The following is a 21,299-nucleotide window of genomic DNA, read 5'->3' on the forward strand; positions in this document are numbered from 1 at the left end:
AAACCGCTGCAAGAGCGGTTTTTTTATTTTTCAATCAGATTATATTCTATAGCCTGGTTTACGAGTTCTGTAGAATTTTTAGCCTGAAATTTTTGCAGAAGATTTTTCCGATGGGTATCTACAGTGAGTGGGCTTAGAAAAAGCTCTTCTGCAATTCTATTGCTTGTTTTACCCTGTGCTACAAGATGCAGAATTTGTTTTTCTCTTTTAGTAAGCCTGGGAATTGGCAACTCATTTTGAGAAGGTCTGCTGATGATCTGTTTGGTTTCATTACAAAAAACAATGTCACCGGATAATGCTCCTTGGATGCAAATCACCAGTTCTTCAATAGATGTATTTTTGAGAAGGTAACCACTGGCTCCGTTTTGGATAGACTGCATGATGATACTCCTTTCCGAACGATTACTGAACATAATCACTGACGTTTCTGGAGATTTCTTTTTGATTTCCCTGCATAGTTCTGTACCATTCGCATCAGGTAGTGTGATATCTAAAAGAATAATATCAACCTTATTGGAATCCATAAAACGGATGATTTCCGAACCGGAAGTAAAAGTTTCCGGAATATTGAATGAAGGCTGGCTTTTGAGCATCATTTTCAGACCTTCAATGACGATAGGGTGATCGTCTACGATGACAATATTTATTTTTTCATTCTCCATCTATGTTGAGTTCTATATTAATCGTTGTACCTTGACTGTCTGAGTTGATCTCCATGTTTCCTTTCAGGTAATCCACCCTGTTCTTTAAATTACGGAGCCCCATGCTTTTGGTTTTTTGTTCTTTGTTGTTTACAAAACCTTTTCCATTGTCTTCAATTGTGATGAAAAAATCTTTTTCAGATTGGGAGCATTGTAATAAAATACCGGTGGCTTCAGAATGCTTGATAGCATTAGCCAATAATTCCTGTGCAATCCTGTAAATGTTGAGCTGAATATTTAATGGTAGATTCTTTTCAATATTGATTGCCTGGAAATCAATTTCAATATCTTTTCTGTTGTAAAATTCACAAAGGTCATTGAGGGCGGTTTCCAACCCGAAATTAAGCAATGATTCAGGCATCAGGTTTCTTGCCACATGCCGAAGTTCACCTACAGAATTATCCAGCTGTCCCAGGATTTTATAAAACTCCTGGTCTTTTTTAGGATCCAAATGACTGGCAGACCATGTTGAAAAATTGATTTTTACTCCAGCCAGCATTCCCCCTAATCCATCATGAAGATCTCTTGCAATACGTTCTCTTTCCCTTTCTTCTCCCTCAAGAATAGCTTTTGTTAAAGAGAGTTCTTCCTTTTGTTTGATCTCATTAATCTTCTGCTTAGAGATTTTTTTATTCTTTCTCAAAATGATATAAAGGAAGATCAAAAGACTTATAACTAATAATAAAATAAGGCTTAATCCCCATAAATAGGAGTTTTTCTTGTTGACTTCCAGTTCTTTTTGGTTCTTTTCAGCGTTTAAAGTGGCAATTTTTCTTTCTTTTTCTGCTGTATTGAACTTGGCTTCAATTTTATTGATCTCAAGCTTCACATTTTCACTATTCAGACTATCATTAAGTTTGGAATATTTCTGTTCCCAACCTAAAGCTTCTTTTGTATTCCCCATCTCTTCATGTAAAGAAGAAAGCTGCTTATAAATGGTCTTTCTGTTATTGAGATCAAGAGCAAGCGATTTTTCTGTTAAAATATCTTCTAAAGCACCTTTAGCCTCATTATACCTTTTTAATTTTCTTAAAATGTCATATTTGTTGAAATAAAACATCTGCGCCAATAGATTCTGATTAAAAGTTTTAGCATAATAAATACCTTTTTCAATAACGGGTAATGCTTCCGGGTTCTTTTGTCGGGTAATAAAATAAAGCGTTTTACCATAATAATAAAAAGCATTCACGGAGGAATCCGGATGAGGACCAATGAGTGCTTCGGCTTTATCCAAAAACTTTTTAGCTTCATCCCCTTTGGCCTGATAACAGAAATTATTGGCTAAATTTAAGTAGGTGAAGAATAGTTCAGGAGAATTGGGATAGTTTTTTTCAAGAATTTTTAAAGCTTTAGTATTATACTCCTCAGATTTTTTAAACTCTGCATTGTAAGTAAGGATAACGGCAAGCTGGGTGTATAAAAGTCCAAGATTCCTGCTATTTTCATATTTTTTAGCCAATGGAATACTTTTTTCAAGAATCGTTTTCACTAAAAAAGGATAACCTTCCTTGTCTTTCTGTGTGACCCCATAGCTATACCAGGCTGCTGCCTGAAGAAGATCAGATTCTTCATTTTTGAATTTTGATAATGCTTTAATCGCTTTTTGGTAAGAAACGGCGGCTTTCTCTTTATTTCGATCAAGATTATATTGTGCTTCGTAAAAATTGTATTTGGCTGAAAGAAAAGCATCACTTTTGATAAGAGTTTTTGCACTTTCCAGATACTTTTTACTTAAAAGAGAATCAATATTTCTATAATAATTTGACAAAAGAAAAGTGGTATTTGCTTTTGCTGCCGTAGTTCCGCCACTTCTTAGTACGTTTTGTAAGCTGTCCAAATAAGGTTTCTCATTAAGGGGAATCAATTGTTGTGATTGTAGGCCAAAGGACAGTAGTATGCTTAACAGGATCAGTAATCTCTTCATCAGGTATCAGTTCTGTAGAATATATTTTTTATAAACGGTCAATTTACTTAAAAATTTTAGCATAAAAAATACCAGAATTTAGGTAGAAAAAATTACACAATTTTCAGGATTGATAAAGTTCAATGACTCCAATAGCTTTGCAGGTACGGAATCACTAATCATAGAATATCAAATAAAGTAACTAAAATTTAAACAAAAAGATTATGAAAAAAACAGGAATAAGCCAACTGTTGAAAGGTACATTTGTAGTGCTTCTTGCAACAATATTATTAGGGTTTGTAGCGTCTTGTAGTAAAGATGACGATGATAATGTAAATGGAGCAAAAAAGAGCCATAAAGTAGTTTTTAAGGCTATTGCCTCTGCGGGAACTAATATTGATGCAGCTGTGTACGGAATTGACGGGAATGCTACAACGGCTTCAAGCCTTAGTGGAACAACATGGTCAAGTCCTGAAGTGACATCAGAAGCAGGTGCTTACAATGCTAATGTTGTGGTAAATGCAATTGGTGTCGATGCATCTTCTACTTTAAAAGTTCAAATTTGGGTAGATGGTGAACTGAAAAAAGAAGGAACTTCCAGTGGTCAGTATTTATCCGCTTCTGCAAGTTATATATTTTAAAAACTAATAATACTTTCAAAATAAAAGCCGGCGCTGAGATTTATCTCAGCGCCGGTTCTTTATATCGTTTTAAAATTAAATAACCTTCACAATGAAATAGCTTTTCTTTCCTTTTTGAAGCAATACAAACTTGCCATCAATAAAGTCTTATTTTTTGATTCCAGATCAATATTGAATGCTCATTACAATATTTTATAGCTATAATCTCTGTATTAATGTCATAAAAAATAAAGATTAATGTATTTACGTAGTAAAGAGTAAATTAAGTATATTGATGTACTATTTAAATACAAAAAGATGGAAAAAAGAATTACCGTATTTTTATTCTTGATTGTATTTTCTGTTGTGTTTTCACAGAAAAAGGATATCCAATTTTACAAAGATAAATTCTTTATCTATCAAAAAATAGGGGTGGACAGTGCACTGGTATATGTGGATGAAATTTTTTCTTCCCAAAATGATGCGGACCAGGCTTTTGGTTACGCAGCAAAAAGATATTTGTTGACCATTACGGGAAAAAAGGAGAATACACAGCCTTACCTCTTAAAAATTAATCATTATCTGAATAGGATCCCTGAGATAGAGAATAACTACAGAAATTTATCTCATATATATAATATTTTGGGCAATACTGATATGGCTAACCACCAACCGGAAGAAGCCCTTAAAAAATTTATAAAAGCAGATTTCTTTGCCCAAAAGAATAATGATATCTGCCAACATATTAAAATCAAAGGGAATATTGCTTATGTAAAGCTCAATATCAAGCAGACGGACGATGCTATTGTAGAGACTCATGAGGTTCTCTCTCTTTTGAAAGAAAATAAAAAACTATATGAGCCGCAAACCTTTGAGGTGATTTATAATAATATATTTTCCAACCTGGGACATTTATATTCTGATAAGTTTATTTCAGATCCTCAAAAAAACAGGGTATATGCAGATAGTGCTCTACAAAATTTTAACCAGCTGCTTCGTTCTACAAAAGATAAAAAGCTTCTAGCGGTTACGTATCTGAAACTGGGTACACTCAATAATAAGAAGAAGAACTATTCTGAAGCAACCCAATATTATTTAAAAAGCCTGAACGTCTACCAGGATTTAAAGTTTAAGGATGAAATTTTCAATCTTAAATATAATTTAGGGGTCAACTTTTATGAGTCTGATGATTATGAAAGATCCAAACATAATTTTCTTGCACTTTCCCAGCAAATGGAAAAAGATTCCCTAATAAATACCGATTATATCTTTGCCCAGGATTATTTATCCAAAATATATCTTGCAGAAGGAAAAACAGATTCTGTAGCGTTTTATAATAGTAAATTTATTGGGCTTTATAAGAGAAATTCTGAAATCGAGAAAAAGAATATTGCAGATATCTACAAAGAAATTAATTCTAAAAATCTGAATGATGAGATCGATAAAAGTTCTTCGATGTTAAGAGAACGTTTGCTTTTTATCATTATCCTGTTTTTACTCTTAGGTTGTATTATTGCCTATCTCTTCTATCAAATCCGTAAAAAGAAAAAAATTAAAAAACACCTTGATGATATTTTGCTGCAGGTAAAGAATAATAGTTTAAATATACAAGCCAAAAGAAATCAATTTACAATCAGTAATGAAAAAGAAGCTGAGATTATGGAAAGGTTTCTTGAGCTGGTGGAAAAAAAATTCTACCTCAAAAAAGAATATAACCAGGCTTATGTGGCAAAAAAATTAGCTACCAATACTACTTATCTCTCACAAACAGTTAATAAATATATAAAAAAATCGTTCAGTGAATATACCAATGAATTAAGAATCAATTATATACTGAAAGAGTTGTCAGAAGATAAAAAATTAAGGAATTATACTACCCAGGCACTGGCTGATAGGGTGGGGTATAGAAATGGGATTTCCTTTGCAAGGACATTCAAAGAAAAAACGGGAGTTACCCCGTTTCAGTATATTGAAAAATTAAACGATGAAAATTTATAAGTACTGTTTTTCACGAATGAAGAGATATTTGTTTAGCACTGGGTAACATATTCTTGTTTACATTTATTATAAGAAAGGCATTTAGTAATCTTATCAAGACACGGGTTCAGAATATTTCCTGAACCACTACCGTTATTGGTCCCTCCTCCGTTAGTTCCCTCTTCATTTAGCTTTGTATTTCCGGCAATGATGCTTAACTTTTCTTCTCTAGATAATTTTTTAATGTGTTGTGTTTTCATAATGGGTATTTTTATTTATTAAAAAGTGTTGTTAGGGTCGGAATTTTGAAAATTTCCTTTTTCATCAGGTAGCCAATAAGATCCGGATAATATGCACTATTTCCTGAGCTTCCGACATTATTGTGTCTCTACCATTATTACTTATTACTGTCACCTGTATCTTCATCGGCAAATCCCGAACCGGTAATGGTTTGCAGTTCTTTCTTGATAACTTTTTTGAATTAAGCTTGGTCCGGCTTTCTAATGATTTCATTATCTGGATGTAATTTTTATTCATAAGAAACTTTGAAGCCCCGGCTTTTGTTTTATAGTTGAATAATAATATAAAATTAAGAATTAAAGACTCATATTAAATCATAATTCAAATTAAGAAAGATATGAGAATGTTTTATTGTGTTTAATGTATTGTTTATTAGTTGTTTATATTGTTTTTTTTGAGGCTTACTTTTTATAAAAAGTTCTGTTGTTTTTTATAAAATATTCACTGATATAGTTTTTTCCTGACTCGGATTAAACAAAATTTGTATTACAAAATAATTATAAAAACTCTACTAATCTTTAAACTGAATAATATGAAAAAAATAGTACTAATGAGTTTTGCCTTATCCGTGATCGGCATCTCATCCGCAAAAGCACAGAGCTTTTTAGACAAAATAGATAACGCAGTAAGTAAAGTAGATAATGCATCCAATACTGCGGACAGGGCTTCTAAAACAGGAGGGAAAATAAGTTCGTTATTTGGGAAAAAAAACAAGCAGAACAAAGTCAATGCTAAGGCAGATGAAAACCAGACAATCATAAAGATTTCCAACATAGACCTTACCAATCTGAAAAAGCTCAATGCCATCATTGAAGGGTCTGAAGGAGTTACTGGCAGCAGTATGAAATATAATGCTTCGTTATCTACAGTTACGGTAAAGCATTCCGGGAATTCTGAAAAGCTGCTGGAAAGTATACAGCCTAAAGCAAAGAATATCTTTACAGACAAAAATGTTGAAAGTTTTGATGAAGGAACTATAGAGATTCGAATAAAGTAAACTGAATAATAAGATCATTATGAAAAAAATATATTTTACTTTTTTAATTGTGACTATGGCGAAACTGATGGCCCAGCCGGTTATTTCAGCTGATCATGCCATCCAGCCGGGAACCACTACTTACCAGCATGCAGATCCTACAACATTAGGCAGCTTAGCACCAGGTCCATCGGGAGCCAATGTGTCATGGGATTTTTCCCAATATTCTTCTTCTGCAACAACATCGCAGACGATGTATAATTGTCCCGGTAATGCTAATTGTTCAGATTTTCCCGGAGCGAACAAAATGAGTGCATCTAGCAGTGGAAATTCATATAGCTATATGCTCTATTCAAATAATGAGCTTTCAGTAGTTGGAAATAAAACTGTTGGCACAGGTGGGGCAACTTCGCTATACACTTTTGATGATCCTAAACTGGAACTTAAGTTTCCGGTTACCTATTTGCAGTCGTTTACAGATTCATGGACCGCACATAGCACTCCTGCGGGAACATCGGAAACCGGGAATCATACCGTGACGGTAGATGCTTACGGAACACTTAAGACGCCGTTAGGTACTTTTCCCAATACCTTAAGAATGAAAAGAGTAATGAATATATCTACCAATGTAACAGGAAGTCCCTTTACTAGTTCTGTGATTGAGATGTATACCTGGATTTCGTCCGGTTATTCGGGGGCTTTACTAACAATAGCTTTTGCTGATACAACAGTGACCGGATATCCTACCGTTCATAGCCGTAGTTTAAGCTATGGAAATAATAACCTTGTTTTATCTGCGGATGACATAAAAGTGGACAGGAAAATTAATATTTTCCCCAATCCAAGTTCAGATTTTATTACCATAAAAAACAATGAACTTATTGACAAAGTGGAGCTTAGCAATGCAGAAGGTAGAAAAATTTATGAGTCGGATAAAGCAGATAAGGTTGATATCTCAGGATTCCCTTTAGGAGTTTATTACCTGAAAATGAGCTTTAAAGATGGAAAAACACAGATCAGGAAAGTTATTAAAAAATGATTTGATATTATTATGGAAAGTAATACTCAGCTCGAAAAAAAAGTTTTCCGTCTACAGATTCTTTGTGTATTGATGATTACTACAGTATGTTTTACATTATTAATGGGGTTTGTTTCAGAAAATAAAAAAAAATTTGATGAAATTGATGTGCAGCGTATAAATATTATTGAGAAAGATGGTAAACTACGGATGACAATTTCGAATAAACAACGCTCACCGGCTCCGCTTTTTAAAGGAAAAGCTTTTGGATTAAAGGGAGGAAACCGTACAGGGCTGATCTTTTTTAATGAAGAAGAATCCGAAGCAGGTGGGTTAATATTTACGGGAAAGACTGAGACTAACGGTAAATATAGTGCTTCCGGGCATCTGGCATTTGACCAGTATAACCAAAATCAGGTTCTTTATCTATCATATGGTGATGAAAATGGAAATCGTAAAATGGGATTGAATGTAGATGACCGGCAGGGCACTCCTTCATTCGCAGAATGGAATCAACAATATCACGAAGCGGTAAAAATAGGTAACAAGGAAGAACGGGAAAAAAAGATTAAACAGCTCATGGAACCACGTCCCGGTGAACCTGCATTTGCAAAGAGAGTTTTTGTTGGCCGTGATGAACAAAAAAAGGCGATGGTTATGCTGGCAGATCAGGCTGGAAAGCCCAGACTTAGATTATCAGTAGAGCCTACCGGAGAGGCAAAAATAGATTTTCTTGATGAAAAAGGGAATATCACTTACAGTCTTCCTAATTCTGTTAAGCAAATAAAGTAAAAACGGTGTTGATACAGGAGAAATATAAAATTAAAAGATTAAGAACTTTATTTTTAGATAAATTAATACAAAGAGGCGGTCTTTCGAACCGCCTCTTTTATTAAAATTAAATAACCTTCACAATGAAATAGCTTTTCTTCCCTTTTTGAAGCAATAAAAATTTGCCATCAATAAGATCAGTTTCATTAGCTGTAAAAGTATCATTTACTTTTTGCTTGTTGACAGAAATTGAATTTCCTTTGATTTCTCTTTGTGCTTCACTCTTAGATTTCAAAAATCCTGATTTTTCAGAAAGAAGGTCAACAATGTTTATTCCTAATACATCTGCTTTTGCAACTTCTTTTTGTGGAACTCCGTCAAACACTTCAAGGAAAGTTTCTTCATCAAGGCTTACCAAATCTTCAGCAGTAGAGCGTCCGAAAAGAATTTCAGAAGCTTTAAGTGCTTTTTCGTATTCTTCTCTTCCGTGTACCCAAACGGTAACTTCTTCCGCTAATTTTTTCTGAAGCTTTCTTTCGTGAGCGGCTGTTTTATGCTCTTCAATTAATGCTTCAATTTCTTCTTTTCCAAGGAATGTATAGAACTTAATGAATCTTTCAGCATCTTCATCCGTAGCATTTAGCCAGAACTGATAGAATTTGTATGGTGAAGTTTTCTTTTTATCCAACCAATAGTTTTCTCCGCTTTCAGATTTTCCGAATTTAGAACCATCAGCTTTTGTAATCAAAGGAACTGTTAATGCGAATGCTTCACCCTGAGCTTTTCTACGGATTAATTCTGTTCCGGTAGTGATATTTCCCCACTGATCAGAACCTCCCATCTGAAGCTTTACATTGTTGTTTTGGTATAGGTGAAGGAAATCATATCCCTGGATCAGCTGGTAGGTAAATTCTGTAAAACTCATTCCATCTGCACCAGATTCTCCCGAAAATCTTTTCTTTACAGAATCCTTAGCCATCATGTAATTAACTGTGATGTTCTTTCCCACATTTTTAGCAAAATCAAGGAAAGAAATATTCTTCATCCAGTCGTAATTGTTTACCAGTTCCGCTTTATTCGGTTCATTTCCTGCAAAATCCAAGAATCTTGAAAGTTGGTTTTTCAAACAATCTACATAATGCAAAAGCGTTTCCTCGTCCAAAAGGTTTCTCTCTGCCGATTTTCCTGATGGATCACCGATCATTCCTGTAGCTCCACCTACCAAAGCAATCGGCTTGTGACCATGCTGCTGGAAGTGTGCTAAAATTTTTATCTGAATAAGACTTCCGATATGTAAAGAATCGGCCGTTGGATCAAAACCAATATATGCAGTAGTTACCTCTTTATTCAGTTGTTCATCGGTTCCAGGCATCATATCAGCAAACAGACCACGCCATTTCAGTTCTTCTATAAAGGAATTCATTGATTTTTTCTTTAAAATTTTAAGTTGCAAAGATAATAAATTCAAAAGTATAAAGGCGAAAGCCCGGAAAGGTAAAATGGCAAAAGGACTGAAATAGTAGATAAAATTAATACATTTCCTGAGTGACGATTCACTTGTGAAGCAAAATTCACTATTGACAGTCATGTACGCTTTGCATTTTCAGCCCAAATAATCTATATTTGTTATTAATGAACGACGAACAGCTATTTCTGCTCATTCAAAAGGCCAAAGATAAAGACCAGAAGGCCCAAACTAAACTCATCAATGTTTTTTGGGTGGATGTTTTCTCTTTTGTGATGAAAAAAGTAAAAGATGAAAACGATGCCGATGAGATTACCGTGAATGTCTTTTCCAAAGTCCTATCGAAATTGGATATGTTCGATCCGCATTTTCAATTTAAAACCTGGATTCTCACGATTGCTCAGAATACAGTTATTGATTTTTGGAGAAAAAAGAACCGTGAAAACGAGGACGCTGTTGAAAACCTTGATGAGGTAAAAAATCAATATGCAAAATCCCCCGAAGAACTTCTCATTTCTGAAGAAGAGCAAAAGAAAATCATTAAAACCATTGAATCTCTGGATGCCAATTACCAGGATATTATTAAGCTGAGGTTTTTTGAGGAAAAAAGTATCAAGGAAATAGCTGAAGAACTGGGAATTTCTGTTGCCAATACCAAAGTTCGGGTGATGCGAGCTAAAAAAGTTCTTGCTGAGCTATTGAAAAACAATGAATTTGAAGACAATTAACAGTTTCGGAAAACTCTAAGACATTTGTTTTGCCACTAAAGATTTATGTTTGAACTTTAAAGCTTTGGGCCTATATGTTTCCATATTTTAAATCACATAGATCCATAGGAAATAGTAAAATATTTTATTAGAGACCTTTTATGGGAGATGTATAGAATTATTCGGGCATTAATGGTAATTAATATGTATTCATAATTTTATCGCAGATCAATTCCTTACACCTTATCAATAACCTGAAAAAGAAAACTCGCACCTTTACGTTTCCTAACATTCATGTAAGAATTTTTGGCAAGCTATATAAAAATTTCTTCCTTGGTCTTGGGAAGTATAATTTTTACACTCTTATCATTTCTGTTCTGAAGATTAATCTTGATTCCCTTTTTAATATAAGTTTCCTTTTGCGAAGGGCCATATTCTTTAGTGTTATCAACGTCATTTCTGAAATTAATTTGCCCTGTGGAAAGATTAAAATCTACTTCTTTGATATAATCTCCCGGCCTTCCCGAACTTGAAGTATGTCCTATCAACTCAAAATGACCATTTTGATATCTGTATTTATCCGTATAGGCCCATTTCCAGCTGCTGCCACCGAAATGATTGATAATCAAAATCCCTTTCTCTATACTGGTTCCGGAATAAGGATCACCCATGATGCCTCCGGATTCACTATCAAGAATGGCATTTGTTGATTTTTCAAGAATGGTCCATTGGTTATTTATTTTTTTCAGGATTTGAATTTCGCGAACCTCACCAAGTTCACCAGTGTCTTTGGTATTATAGATGATTACTTTTTCAGGAATTTTATCTCCATCCAGATCTCCATCCACCGTTTGAAGAATAGTAGAACCTTTCGGTTGCAACTTTTGTTGCGCAAAACAATAGGTGCTGGCAACAACTGATAAAAGGAAAAAGCATCTTTTCATGGAATGGATTTTGAGCTTAAATGTACAATGATATTTTGAATTATAAGTTTCATCAATGTCTTCGGTTGATGGTTTCCATTAAAAAATCCTTAACTTTGAACTTCAATTTTAGAAATGGAAAATTCAGTTCAAGACACTACCGTTCAAAAACCAAAGTGGATTCGTGTAAAACTTCCTACGGGAAAGAACTACAGGGAATTGAGAACCTTGGTTGATAAATATAAATTAAACACCATTTGCCAAAGCGGAAGCTGCCCGAATATGGGGGAGTGCTGGGGAGAAGGTACGGCAACGTTCATGATTTTAGGAAATATCTGTACAAGAAGCTGTGGATTCTGTGGAGTAAAAACAGGAAAACCGCTTGACGTAAACTGGGATGAACCTGAAAAAGTGGCCCGTTCAATCAAATTAATGAAGATTAAACACGCTGTTCTTACTTCTGTAGATCGTGATGATATTAAAGATATGGGATCTATTCTTTGGGCAGAAACAGTGAATGCTGTAAGAAGAATCTCTCCGGGAACTACAATGGAAACATTGATTCCGGATTTCCAGGGAATCACCAAGCATATTGACCGATTGGTTGATGTTGCTCCTGAAGTGATCTCTCACAATATGGAAACGGTAAAACGTTTGACCCGAGAAGTGAGAATCCAGGCAAAATATGAAAGAAGCCTTGAGGTATTAAGATATTTAAAAGAAGCAGGACAGAGAAGAACTAAAACCGGGGTTATGCTTGGTTTAGGTGAAACTAAAGATGAGGTTTTCCAAACAATTGAAGACATCAGAAATGCGAATGTAGATGTTATCACTCTTGGACAATATTTACAGCCCACTAAAAAACATCTTCCTGTAAAGAGATTTATTACTCCGGAAGAGTTTGATGAGTTGGGTGACTTTGCAAGAAGCTTAGGTTTCAGACATGTGGAAAGTTCTCCTCTTGTTAGAAGCTCTTATCACGCAGAAAAACATATTCATTAAAATAAAAGACCGCTCAGTAATGGGCGGTTGTTTTTTGTAATAATAGGTAATAGGGTGGAAGCTGCAAACTTCTTTAACCAAAACGAATAAGGAACGGGCTCCATCATTCTCATCCTCTGGAGGGGGGCGAAAATTCAAAGAATTTTGGAGGGGGGTACAATAACCTGATATCAAAACTATTCCCATTCATCTGTGAAAATCTGTGCGATCTGTGGTAGAAATCAATAACTGAAGATAATATCAAAACGATTTATTACAAGAAGACTCCCGGTTAATCACCCCGATCCGGCCATTAATTTCAATAGGTTTAAAATGCTTTTTCTTAAATTCTGAAGGCGTTTCACCTGTATGCTGCTTAAACAGTTTATTAAAATAGGAAAGGCTTTCAAATCCTACCTGAAAACAAACTTCAGTGACAGAAGAATCTTTTAACAGATAAATTTTAGCCTGATTGATTCTGTAATTATTGACAAAATCTGTGAAAGTCATATTGGTTTGCTTTTTAAAATACCGACAGAAAGCAGGTGTACTTAAACTGACAATCTGGGCAATCTCGTTTACATTAGGCTTTTTATCATGATTTTCATGAATATAATCGTAGATGGTCCCCATTCTGATCTTATCGTTCAGGAACCATTTGATTCTTGTATCTTCTTTATTGAGCTCATTTACCTCAGTGGAATTGGCCAGAATCTGTAATATTTCAAGGAGTCCTATTAATGATTCAAATGAGTTTTTATTCTTAAGGATCTGAAGTTTTTCAACAACGATGCTTTTGGTTTCTCCGGAGAATGATAATCCAAGGTAGGAACGTTCTAAAAGATTTTTAATATCCTCAAACTCAGGAACAGGAAGAATGATATCCTGGAGAAAATTTTCGCGTATTTGCAATACTAACTGTTTACATTCTGTCTGTATCCCGTAATCAAAATTGAGATGAGGAACATTCGCACCTATCAACAGAAGTTCACTGTCTGTAAACCCTGAAATATTTTTTCCAACATGCCGGATTCCGTTTGAAGCTTCTACATAAACCAACTCTATTTCAGGATGGTAATGCCAGAAAAAACAATTCTTTAAGGAAGGGGCAAATAGTTTAAATGATTTCCCTTTTTCAAACGTTATGATTTCTTTCTGGATCTTCATTTTGTTCTGTTTTGATTGTTTATAGAGTTAAAATTAAATAAAAAGGTTAATATGGAGCAAATTTTTATCATTCAAAGACGTGTGAAATTCAATCTTTCTTTCGAATTTTGCACTTTCAAAATTAAAGATGGATTACCATTATTAATTTCAATACATTAATTCAGAAAAGAAAGTACAATGAAGATTGATAAAAGAATAATACCGTTGGCGATTGGCGGGTTGGGAATAGGAACCACAGAATTTACCGTTATGGGGCTATTGCCAGATATTGCAAAAACACTGGAAATCACTATTCCGCAAGCGGGGCATCTGATTTCTGCCTATGCAATGGGAGTGGTAATCGGAGCACCGCTTCTGATTGGATATTCGGTGAAATTTCCTCCCAAAAAAGTTTTGATTGCATTTATGATCCTGTTTACTTTATTTAATGGTCTTTCTGCTATTGCTCCCAATTATGGAACAATGCTGATTATAAGATTCATGTCCGGACTTCCTCATGGAGCTTTCTTCGGGGTAGGAACTGTAGTAGCCGCTAAAATGGCAGGAAAAGGGAAGGAAGCATTCTATATATCCATGATGTTTACAGGACTCACCGTGGCCAATCTGGTGATGGTTCCTTTGGTAACCTATATTGGGCATACTTTCCATTGGCGACTGTATTTTGCTATCGTAGCTTTAATTGGTGTTTTTGCGCTGTTATTTTTAAAATTATGGATGCCTGCAATGGAAGCCAATCAGGATACCCACTTTCTGGATGAACTGAAATTCCTTAAAAAGAAACAGTCGTGGCTGGTATTGGCAATTACAGCCATTGGGTTTGGTGGTCTTTTCACATGGTTGAGTTACATTACTCCATTAATGACCGGGATTTCCGGAGTGGAAAGCAGTCAAATGGCCTATGTAATGGTTCTTGCCGGTGCAGGAATGGTCGTAGGTAACCTTGCTGGAGGTATTATTTCAGATAAATTAGGTCCGGAAAAAACTTGTGCAGTCTTGATATTCTTAATGATGATTTCCCTGGTAGGAGTATTTTTACTTTCCGAGCATCAGAATATTGCTTTCATATTGACATTTATGTGTGGGGCATTATCAATGTCTATTGCAGCACCCATTAACATTATGATGATGAAAGCGGCACCGAAAAGTGAAATGATGGCTGCAGCTTTTATGCAGGCCGGTTTTAATATAGCCAATGCAATGGGAGCCTTCTTTGGTGGAATTCCTTTAGAATATGGATTACCATTCAATTATCCGTCATTGGTAGGAGTGGGGATGACCTTTATCGGATTTGCAATCAGCGTAAGGTATATGTATTTGTATGGTTCACCAAAAGCTAACGAAGAAGAAGTGATGACAGAGCGTGTTTCTTGTGATAAATAGGATTAATAATTTCTTATATCTGTGAGGATACAAAACAGTAAAACATAAAAAAGGCTGTCTCAAAGTTAAAAAATAGACTTGTGGGACAGCTTTTTTAAATTAATACATTATTCTTTTATACTAGAATTTAAATACACAGCTGCAAACGCTCATTTTGCCTTCTACAACTGTTGTCCATTGTCCGTTCCATGTACCGCCATAAGATGCACAGATAGCAGGACAAATTGCCTTAGCATCTTCGTCGCTCCAAATAGGCCCTGCCAATACATTTAAAGTATATTCTGTATTGCCTGTTGGTTCCGTATTTAATTCAACTTCTATAACGCTCATTTGTCCTTCTACAATGGTAGTCCATTGTCCGGTAAACTTTCCTAGGTGTGCCGCAGCAATACGTGGTCCTAATTTTTGTGCTTCGTCATTGCTCCAAAGTGGACCTGCGATAATGTTGGTTTTGAATGTTGACATGGTGTAATTTTTTGTGATTAGTATGACAAATGTAATCACTATTAAGGGATATAATTACAGTATAATGTACTAAATTTGGGATTAGGTATTTTTACGTATCTGTTTGATATTTATTGATATATAATTAAAAAGACTGCCTTTTCAGACAGTCTTTCATTATTGTGTAAGGTTGGTTAAACTTCAACCTCATTCCCGTTTTTGCACCAGTAAAGTGCATTGTATAAATTTTCTTTTGGAAAAGATTTGAACTCTCCCGGCATCAGGACACTGAAAATCTCCGTAAAGTCCCGTACGCCTTCTTTGTCTGTAACAATAGCTGCCCGATTCCATTTTGCAAGGTTTTTTAATCCCAGCAATAAATCCTCAAGCCATGCTCCCATGGTAAATTTATCCAGATCGGTATCCAAATACAGTAAGTAATTCAGCTCACCAAATTGGTCTACTTTCTCTTTCACACGCGGAATTACCAGTTTTTCAAAATCTTCTTTCGTCACTTCTCCGGTTGCGTTAAATGCCGCAACATTCTCCGGAGCTTCTGGAATAATTGTTATCATAGTAAATATTTTATGGTGGTTGGAATTTAATAAAGCAAACAATAATTGAACCATAAATTCCTCTAAAATTGTTAAAATAGGTATAAATATTGTTATTTTTAATGTAAAATATCAATATGGATCTCAAATCAAATGAACCTTTTTGGCTATTAAAGAACGGATTGATTGCCAGTTACCCTTCTTTAAAATCGGATGAAAACTGTGATGTTTTAATTATAGGAGGTGGAATTACAGGAAGTCTTATTGCCCATCAAATGATAAAGGATGGATATGAAACCATTCTCATTGATAAACGTGAGTTGTGTAATGGAAGTACTTCTGCCACCACTTCAATGCTGCAATATGAAATAGATGTTCCTCTTTATGAATTAATAGAAAAAATAGGAGAAAAAGGGGCTGTTGCAAGCTATAAAGCATGTTCAGATGCTATTGATACTATTGAAACCCTTTCAGGGAAAATACGGTCTGGTGCTGGTTTTAAGCGTAAAAAATCACTATACTTTGCTTCCAAAAAGAAAGATGTCGAATGGTTAAAGCAAGAATATGAAGCCAGAAAAAAAGCAGGATTTGAAGTGAAATGGCTACAAGCAGATGAGGTGCTGGAGAAATTTGGATTTGAAAATACTTATGGAGGTATCCTGTCAAAGCAGGGAGCCAGCATTGATGCCTTTCTGTTTGCCCATGAATTATTTCAACATAATGTAAGGAAAGGATTGAAAATCTTTGATAAAACTGAAATGATAAAAGTAGAATATCACAAAGGTTTTAATCTTGCTAAAACAAACAGTGGCTTTCAGATAAAGGCGAAAAAAATAATCTACTGTATCGGGTATGAAAGCAAAACTTTATTGAAAGAGAATTTCGTTAATTTGAAAAGTACGTATGCAGTGGTGTCCGAAGTGGATAAAGACAAATTTAAAAATATTACGAGTACATTAGTTTGGAATACCGATGAACCTTATCTCTATATGCGGACTACTGATGATGGGAGGCTGTTGATAGGCGGTGGAGATGAAGATTTTTATAATGCCGAAAAACGGGATGCCATTCTCAATAAAAAAGAAAAGGAAATTTTAAAAAGTCTAAAGAAAATAAAACCGGATTATCACTTTTATCCTGATTTTGTATGGGCCGGGACTTTTGGGGAAACAAAAGATGGGCTTCCCTATATTGGAGAACACCAAAAGTTCAGAAACTCTTATTTTGTGTTGGGTTTTGGTGGAAACGGAATTACTTTTTCAGCAGCAGGGATGGAAATGGCTTCTTTATTTATGAAAAATAAAAAGCATCCGTTATCCGGATATTTTAGATTTGGAAGATAGAACATCTTTAATCATCAACAGAAAGGTTTTATTTTGAACACTTTAGCCCGCTAAATTATATTGAAATAAGCAGATACAAATAAGAACACTTACGTAGAAAATCAAAAGATTCAAAACTTAAGTGTTCTTGATTTTAAAAGGATTTGTTACTTAAAGAGATTTAAGATTAATCCCTCTACAAGGTATATCCATTCTTTTTGGCCAGCTCCTGTATAGAACTTTCAATGGCTTTTCCAAGATCATCAGAATCATCAGTGCCTCTTTTTTTCATTTCACCATCAATATAGGTCTGACGTTTTTTAGAAAGATCGTCAATTTCTCTTTGAATCTTTTCACGCTCTGCTGATTTTATGGCCACTGCTTTTTTAATTTCCGCTTTGCTTTTCCCCTTCAGTTCATCAGGAAGTTCACTTTCTTTTATATTAGCAATAAAGCCGGCATCTTTTTCAGCTTTATCAATAAGATCCCAATGTTCATTTTTGTAAGCATTCTTTTTAGATTTGGAAACTGCTCTTTCTACCAGATTGGAAACGGATTGTACTTCTGCATTTTTATCCTGTGTAATTTGTTTCAGTTTATATTCAGAACCTCTGTTTCCATAGTAAATATAGGTGTCATTCAATTTGGCATTGCATTCGGAAATTCTGATATCGTAAGGTGTTTCAATATAGATCACTTTTTTATCACTGTCGATATTAAAGTATTTTCCACCTCCGGTTGTTGCTCCATTTTGCCAGTAGCTCTGGATTCCTTCCTCCCGGCTTCCACAGAAAATGGTATTGGTATAGATGTTTTTACTTTTTGCTTTTGAGATCACTTCTTTATAATCAATCCTTCCCTGATTGAACGGCTCGTTCCCTGCAATATAAATCAGTTTCATACTTTTCTCATTGCCATCCCAGTTGAGATTGGCTGAAGCATCCCGGATCACGGCACCACAATATTCACTTCCACCATTGGTTCTTAAAGCAAATAACTTTTCAGAAACCAGATCAAGATCCTGAGTGAGTGGTGTGACCTGACGGATGTAGTTTTCATCACGAATGCCATCGTTTCCATATTCATAAAGTGCAATTTCAACTTGCGGAGCCTGTCCGTTGTACTTTAGAGTGGTTAACGTATTGACGATGTTCCAGAGCCTGGATTTTGCCTGGTCAATCAATCCGTCCATACTGTTAGAAGTATCAAGTAAAAGGGCTACCTGGATTTTGTTGTCCTTTGATATCGTATTTACTGTAGGTACAGAAGCATTTTGTACGGTTAAGCTTCTGTTTTCCAGATCACTTTTCGAGCAGCTAAGGGGTGCTGTTGCCCCGGAGTTTAAAAAAGCTGCTGCAATGGCTAAGATTTTTAAAGTTGTCATATTATTATTTTTTATAGGTTATCTGCTGTAATATTGGATCTGCATTTCTTTCGGATACTTAACTTCATAAGAGAAATTGATCTTATCAGAACCTCCGGAACTTATATTTTTGTTCCAAAGAATGCTTCCTGTTTTTTCATCAAGGCTTCCGCCTCCAGTTTCTATAGCTTTCACTGATATTTTAGAATTTTCACTGATAGGAAGCTGATCCAGTACTTCCAGTTCAATACTTTCTTTGGTATTATTTCTAATGCTGATCTGGTAGGTTTCAGTTTCCCATTTGTTCGAGTTCATGGGCTTTTGAGAAGTTTTATCTTCCAGTTTGATTCTTTTTACCGTGATTCTTTCATCTACTCCAAGAGAAATCGGGAACTCATCTTTTACATAATGGCTGGTAATATTGGTTTTTCCGATATAATTGTCCTCAAAATAGATATTAGCTTCGCCATTAATAAGGTTGAGGTTTTGCCAGTTTTTTACGAAAGCCATCAGGAAGACCTGATTGTTAAGTTTTGGAACTGTATGATACTTGTAAGTAGCATCAATTTGTTTTTTATCCAGAATCACATACTGTTCTTTTTCCTGACTTAAAATGGTTTGATTATAATTCAGTTCATAGATCACATTCATTTGATTATCGGAAACAGAAGCAATTGGAATCTGACTTGGTTTTGCAGCGATTTCCTGTCTCATTTGATAAACATTCATCAGTGCAGACTCTTTTTTAGATTTGTAATCGGCAACTTCAAGTATTGGATTAGGAATTGTATATTCCGCAACATACAATGGAGAAAGGATAGGGCGGTTCTGATTGTATGACGGTCTGTAAGTAGAGACAAACAATTTTATGTTGTTCCAATCCTGTCCGGTTTTTTGATAGATCTTTCCTTTGTAAACCATTTCAAGAGGTTTCTTTACAGATTGAGCGCGCAGATCGTAAGACGGAATCCAGCCTGCATCAGAAACGATATAGCTGAGCCCCAGATTCAGGTTGGTATCATTATCAGCAAGAATTTCAAGCAGGAGCTCTTTTCGGTTGGTATTTTTATGGGTTTGTTCCTCATCCGATTGTTTATTAAGCTTTGCAATACTTTCGTCTAGTATACTTTTCTGCTCATTCAGTAAAAAGACCTGATTATCAATTTCCAGCATCCTTTTTCTATAAAACTCAGTAAGCTTAATAAGCTGCTCCTGAGGAGTGGATTTATCATTGGCTGATACTTTTAAATTATCATTGATAATATTCTGTTCTCCCGTAAGATTTTTAACCTGGATAGTGAGCAGACTTGCCTGTCTTTGAAGTTTTTTTCTTTCATCATCCAGTTTTTTCTCACCATCAGAAAGCTGATCTTCTTTCAGAAAATTACTTTGTGGAGTGATGGATAGAAGAGTCGTATTTTTTTCCAGATTGATTTTATAGGTGTTTTCATCCAAATTATTGGGCAGATTGACAATTCTTACCTTATTATGTCCTTTCTGAAGATTGATATTGGTACTTCCGAAGACTTTTGCTCCCTGAAGAAATACAGTAGCCTGCTTTACCTCAATTTCCTTCTTAATTTCCTGGGCCTTAAAGAGAACCACTGAAAATAGTGTGATTAAAAGATAACGTTTCATCGTTTATTATTTTAAATTATGAAGTAAAATTACCCGTATTGAAGCCTGAAATTTGGGATACTTGGTGAAGAGAGCTTTTCACTTGGTGAATAGATAAACTTATATTTTCTAGCTACGAATGCACGAAAAGGAACTTAAGAATATTTGATTCCCAAATCTATGGGGTCTACGGGGTTCAAAAAGATAAACCACATAGCCCCATAGAATTATAAACCAGCAATAATAATGGTATTCGTGCATTCGTGGCAAATCAAAAAAGGCTGCCAAAAGTATGACAGCCTCTTTTAAATCTGTAATTTAAAGGATTTCGTATCTTGTTTTGATACTGTATTTCAGTTTGATGTTTTCGATATTGTCAAACGAAAGGTCTAAAGAAGCATCTGCCATTTCCATCTGTACATTACTCATTCTGCTTTTGTAAGCAACAGGCATTACAGTGTCGCTGGTATAGTCCTCTATTTCTGTAATTTCAAGAACATTCCCCACCTTTTTACCCATACTTTCTAATAGATAATCTGCCTTTTCTTTCGCTGCTTTTAAAGCATTGATCTTTACTGTCTTTCTGAAATCTGCAATTTTGGTATTCTTTACTTCTGAAATGTTCAGGCTGCTTACCCATTTTTGATTCAGGTCTTCAAATACTTTACTAAGGTTTGCTTTTGCATTCGCTTTAAACTCATAGTTCTTAGTAAATTTTCCGTTTTTTGCGTAAATGTTCTGATACGTTGACTTAAATTTGATATCCTCGTTTTTTATTCCAGCATTCTTTAAGATGTCAAACATCTTCTTTTCATTGTCTGCCAGATCGTTTTTGGTATCTCCTTTTATTCCAAGGTTGAAGAATACTTCATCCGGTTCTACTTCCATTTCAGCAACACCAGTTACTTCAATTGCGTTTTTCTTTACTTCCTGAGCGTTTACAAAACTTCCCAGCGTTAAAATCCCGATTAATAAAAAATGTTTCAATTTCATAATTTCTTGTTTTTACTTTTAAATTCTGATGTAAAATTAGTTCGATTTAAAGCGGAAAACCGGGAGACTTGGTGAAATGGAACTTTCACTTGGTGAGTCATACAAATGGTATTTTGA

At 35.0% G+C, this 21,299-nt stretch carries 20 protein-coding genes; 9 read left to right on the forward strand and 11 right to left on the reverse strand.

Features of this window, described 5'->3' with window-relative positions; translation table 11 throughout:
- Window positions 1–23: 23 nt before the first annotated feature.
- Both NBX25_RS05680 and NBX25_RS05685 read right to left on the reverse strand, forming a co-directional pair.
- Entirely contained in the window at window positions 24–662 is a 639-nt protein-coding gene (locus tag NBX25_RS05680; RefSeq protein ID WP_123908592.1) for a response regulator, read from the reverse strand.
- The gene (locus NBX25_RS05685) at window positions 652–2,625 is read right to left on the reverse strand and encodes a tetratricopeptide repeat-containing sensor histidine kinase (protein ID WP_250253026.1); all 1,974 of its coding nucleotides are present in this window, start codon (window positions 2,623–2,625) and stop codon (window positions 652–654) included. The genes NBX25_RS05680 and NBX25_RS05685 overlap by 11 nt, the downstream gene beginning before the upstream one ends.
- A gap of 203 nt (window positions 2,626–2,828) precedes the next feature.
- Here NBX25_RS05685 and NBX25_RS05690 point away from each other — a divergent pair, with 203 nt between their 5' ends.
- Together NBX25_RS05690 and NBX25_RS05695 are read left to right on the forward strand one after the other, a co-directional pair.
- The gene (locus NBX25_RS05690) at window positions 2,829–3,245 is read left to right on the forward strand and encodes a hypothetical protein (RefSeq protein ID WP_123908590.1); all 417 of its coding nucleotides are present in this window, start codon (window positions 2,829–2,831) and stop codon (window positions 3,243–3,245) included.
- A 297-nt stretch (window positions 3,246–3,542) separates the two neighbouring features.
- Complete coding sequence (locus NBX25_RS05695) at window positions 3,543–5,222, forward strand: helix-turn-helix domain-containing protein (protein ID WP_250253028.1); 1,680 nt, start codon at window positions 3,543–3,545, stop codon at window positions 5,220–5,222.
- Window positions 5,223–5,254: 32 nt separating this feature from the next.
- Here NBX25_RS05695 and NBX25_RS05700 read toward each other — a convergent pair whose 3' ends face one another.
- Window positions 5,255–5,461: a hypothetical protein gene (locus NBX25_RS05700; protein WP_123908588.1), complete on the reverse strand. Its 207-nt coding sequence runs from the start codon at window positions 5,459–5,461 to the stop codon at window positions 5,255–5,257.
- A 572-nt stretch (window positions 5,462–6,033) separates the two neighbouring features.
- Between NBX25_RS05700 and NBX25_RS05705 the strand changes: the two genes are divergently transcribed.
- From NBX25_RS05705 to NBX25_RS05715, 3 genes are read left to right on the forward strand one after another with little or no spacing between them, the layout of a single operon-like run.
- Window positions 6,034–6,498 (forward strand): hypothetical protein, encoded by a 465-nt coding sequence (locus NBX25_RS05705; protein ID WP_250253030.1) that lies wholly within the window; start codon window positions 6,034–6,036, stop codon window positions 6,496–6,498.
- A 19-nt stretch (window positions 6,499–6,517) separates the two neighbouring features.
- Complete coding sequence (locus NBX25_RS05710) at window positions 6,518–7,516, forward strand: T9SS type A sorting domain-containing protein (RefSeq protein ID WP_250253031.1); 999 nt, start codon at window positions 6,518–6,520, stop codon at window positions 7,514–7,516.
- A 12-nt stretch (window positions 7,517–7,528) separates the two neighbouring features.
- Complete coding sequence (locus NBX25_RS05715) at window positions 7,529–8,287, forward strand: hypothetical protein (protein ID WP_250253032.1); 759 nt, start codon at window positions 7,529–7,531, stop codon at window positions 8,285–8,287.
- Window positions 8,288–8,393: 106 nt separating this feature from the next.
- Here the strand turns inward: NBX25_RS05715 and tyrS are convergent, their stop codons facing one another.
- Window positions 8,394–9,689, reverse strand: coding sequence for a tyrosine--tRNA ligase (gene tyrS, locus NBX25_RS05720; RefSeq protein WP_250253033.1), 1,296 nt, complete (start codon window positions 9,687–9,689; stop codon window positions 8,394–8,396).
- A gap of 209 nt (window positions 9,690–9,898) precedes the next feature.
- Between tyrS and NBX25_RS05725 the strand changes: the two genes are divergently transcribed.
- Window positions 9,899–10,459: an RNA polymerase sigma factor gene (locus tag NBX25_RS05725; RefSeq protein ID WP_068941830.1), complete on the forward strand. Its 561-nt coding sequence runs from the start codon at window positions 9,899–9,901 to the stop codon at window positions 10,457–10,459.
- 293 nt (window positions 10,460–10,752) lie between these two features.
- Here NBX25_RS05725 and NBX25_RS05730 read toward each other — a convergent pair whose 3' ends face one another.
- Window positions 10,753–11,382 (reverse strand): hypothetical protein, encoded by a 630-nt coding sequence (locus NBX25_RS05730; protein ID WP_250253034.1) that lies wholly within the window; start codon window positions 11,380–11,382, stop codon window positions 10,753–10,755.
- A 114-nt stretch (window positions 11,383–11,496) separates the two neighbouring features.
- Between NBX25_RS05730 and lipA the strand changes: the two genes are divergently transcribed.
- Window positions 11,497–12,363 carry a lipoyl synthase gene (lipA, locus tag NBX25_RS05735; protein ID WP_123859484.1) on the forward strand — a complete coding sequence of 289 codons (867 nt, stop codon included), beginning with the start codon at window positions 11,497–11,499 and terminating at the stop codon, window positions 12,361–12,363.
- Between the two features lie 240 nt (window positions 12,364–12,603).
- Here the strand turns inward: lipA and NBX25_RS05740 are convergent, their stop codons facing one another.
- Window positions 12,604–13,509, reverse strand: coding sequence for an AraC family transcriptional regulator (locus tag NBX25_RS05740; protein WP_250253035.1), 906 nt, complete (start codon window positions 13,507–13,509; stop codon window positions 12,604–12,606).
- Between the two features lie 177 nt (window positions 13,510–13,686).
- Here NBX25_RS05740 and NBX25_RS05745 point away from each other — a divergent pair, with 177 nt between their 5' ends.
- A complete protein-coding gene (locus tag NBX25_RS05745) occupies window positions 13,687–14,889 on the forward strand; it encodes an MFS transporter (protein ID WP_250253036.1) in 1,203 nt (400 codons plus the stop codon).
- Window positions 14,890–15,009: 120 nt separating this feature from the next.
- On the opposite strand, the gene NBX25_RS05750 is transcribed toward NBX25_RS05745, so the two are convergent.
- Both NBX25_RS05750 and NBX25_RS05755 read right to left on the reverse strand, forming a co-directional pair.
- The gene (locus NBX25_RS05750) at window positions 15,010–15,354 is read right to left on the reverse strand and encodes a mannan-binding lectin (RefSeq protein WP_123908582.1); all 345 of its coding nucleotides are present in this window, start codon (window positions 15,352–15,354) and stop codon (window positions 15,010–15,012) included.
- A 173-nt stretch (window positions 15,355–15,527) separates the two neighbouring features.
- The gene (locus NBX25_RS05755; protein WP_123908581.1) at window positions 15,528–15,908 is read right to left on the reverse strand and encodes a SpoIIAA family protein; all 381 of its coding nucleotides are present in this window, start codon (window positions 15,906–15,908) and stop codon (window positions 15,528–15,530) included.
- A 116-nt stretch (window positions 15,909–16,024) separates the two neighbouring features.
- On the opposite strand from NBX25_RS05755, the gene NBX25_RS05760 reads away from it, so the two are divergent.
- Window positions 16,025–17,230, forward strand: coding sequence for an NAD(P)/FAD-dependent oxidoreductase (locus tag NBX25_RS05760; protein ID WP_250253038.1), 1,206 nt, complete (start codon window positions 16,025–16,027; stop codon window positions 17,228–17,230).
- A gap of 175 nt (window positions 17,231–17,405) precedes the next feature.
- Here NBX25_RS05760 and NBX25_RS05765 read toward each other — a convergent pair whose 3' ends face one another.
- The 3 genes from NBX25_RS05765 to NBX25_RS05775 form a co-directional block, all read right to left on the reverse strand.
- Complete coding sequence (locus NBX25_RS05765; RefSeq protein WP_250253040.1) at window positions 17,406–18,593, reverse strand: VWA domain-containing protein; 1,188 nt, start codon at window positions 18,591–18,593, stop codon at window positions 17,406–17,408.
- A gap of 18 nt (window positions 18,594–18,611) precedes the next feature.
- A complete protein-coding gene (locus tag NBX25_RS05770) occupies window positions 18,612–20,210 on the reverse strand; it encodes a DUF4139 domain-containing protein (protein ID WP_250253041.1) in 1,599 nt (532 codons plus the stop codon).
- A gap of 297 nt (window positions 20,211–20,507) precedes the next feature.
- Complete coding sequence (locus NBX25_RS05775; protein ID WP_250253042.1) at window positions 20,508–21,182, reverse strand: SIMPL domain-containing protein; 675 nt, start codon at window positions 21,180–21,182, stop codon at window positions 20,508–20,510.
- Window positions 21,183–21,299 lie beyond the last annotated feature (117 nt).

Source organism: Chryseobacterium sp. Marseille-Q3244, assembly GCF_940807095.1.
In the GTDB taxonomy this organism is placed as follows: domain Bacteria; phylum Bacteroidota; class Bacteroidia; order Flavobacteriales; family Weeksellaceae; genus Chryseobacterium.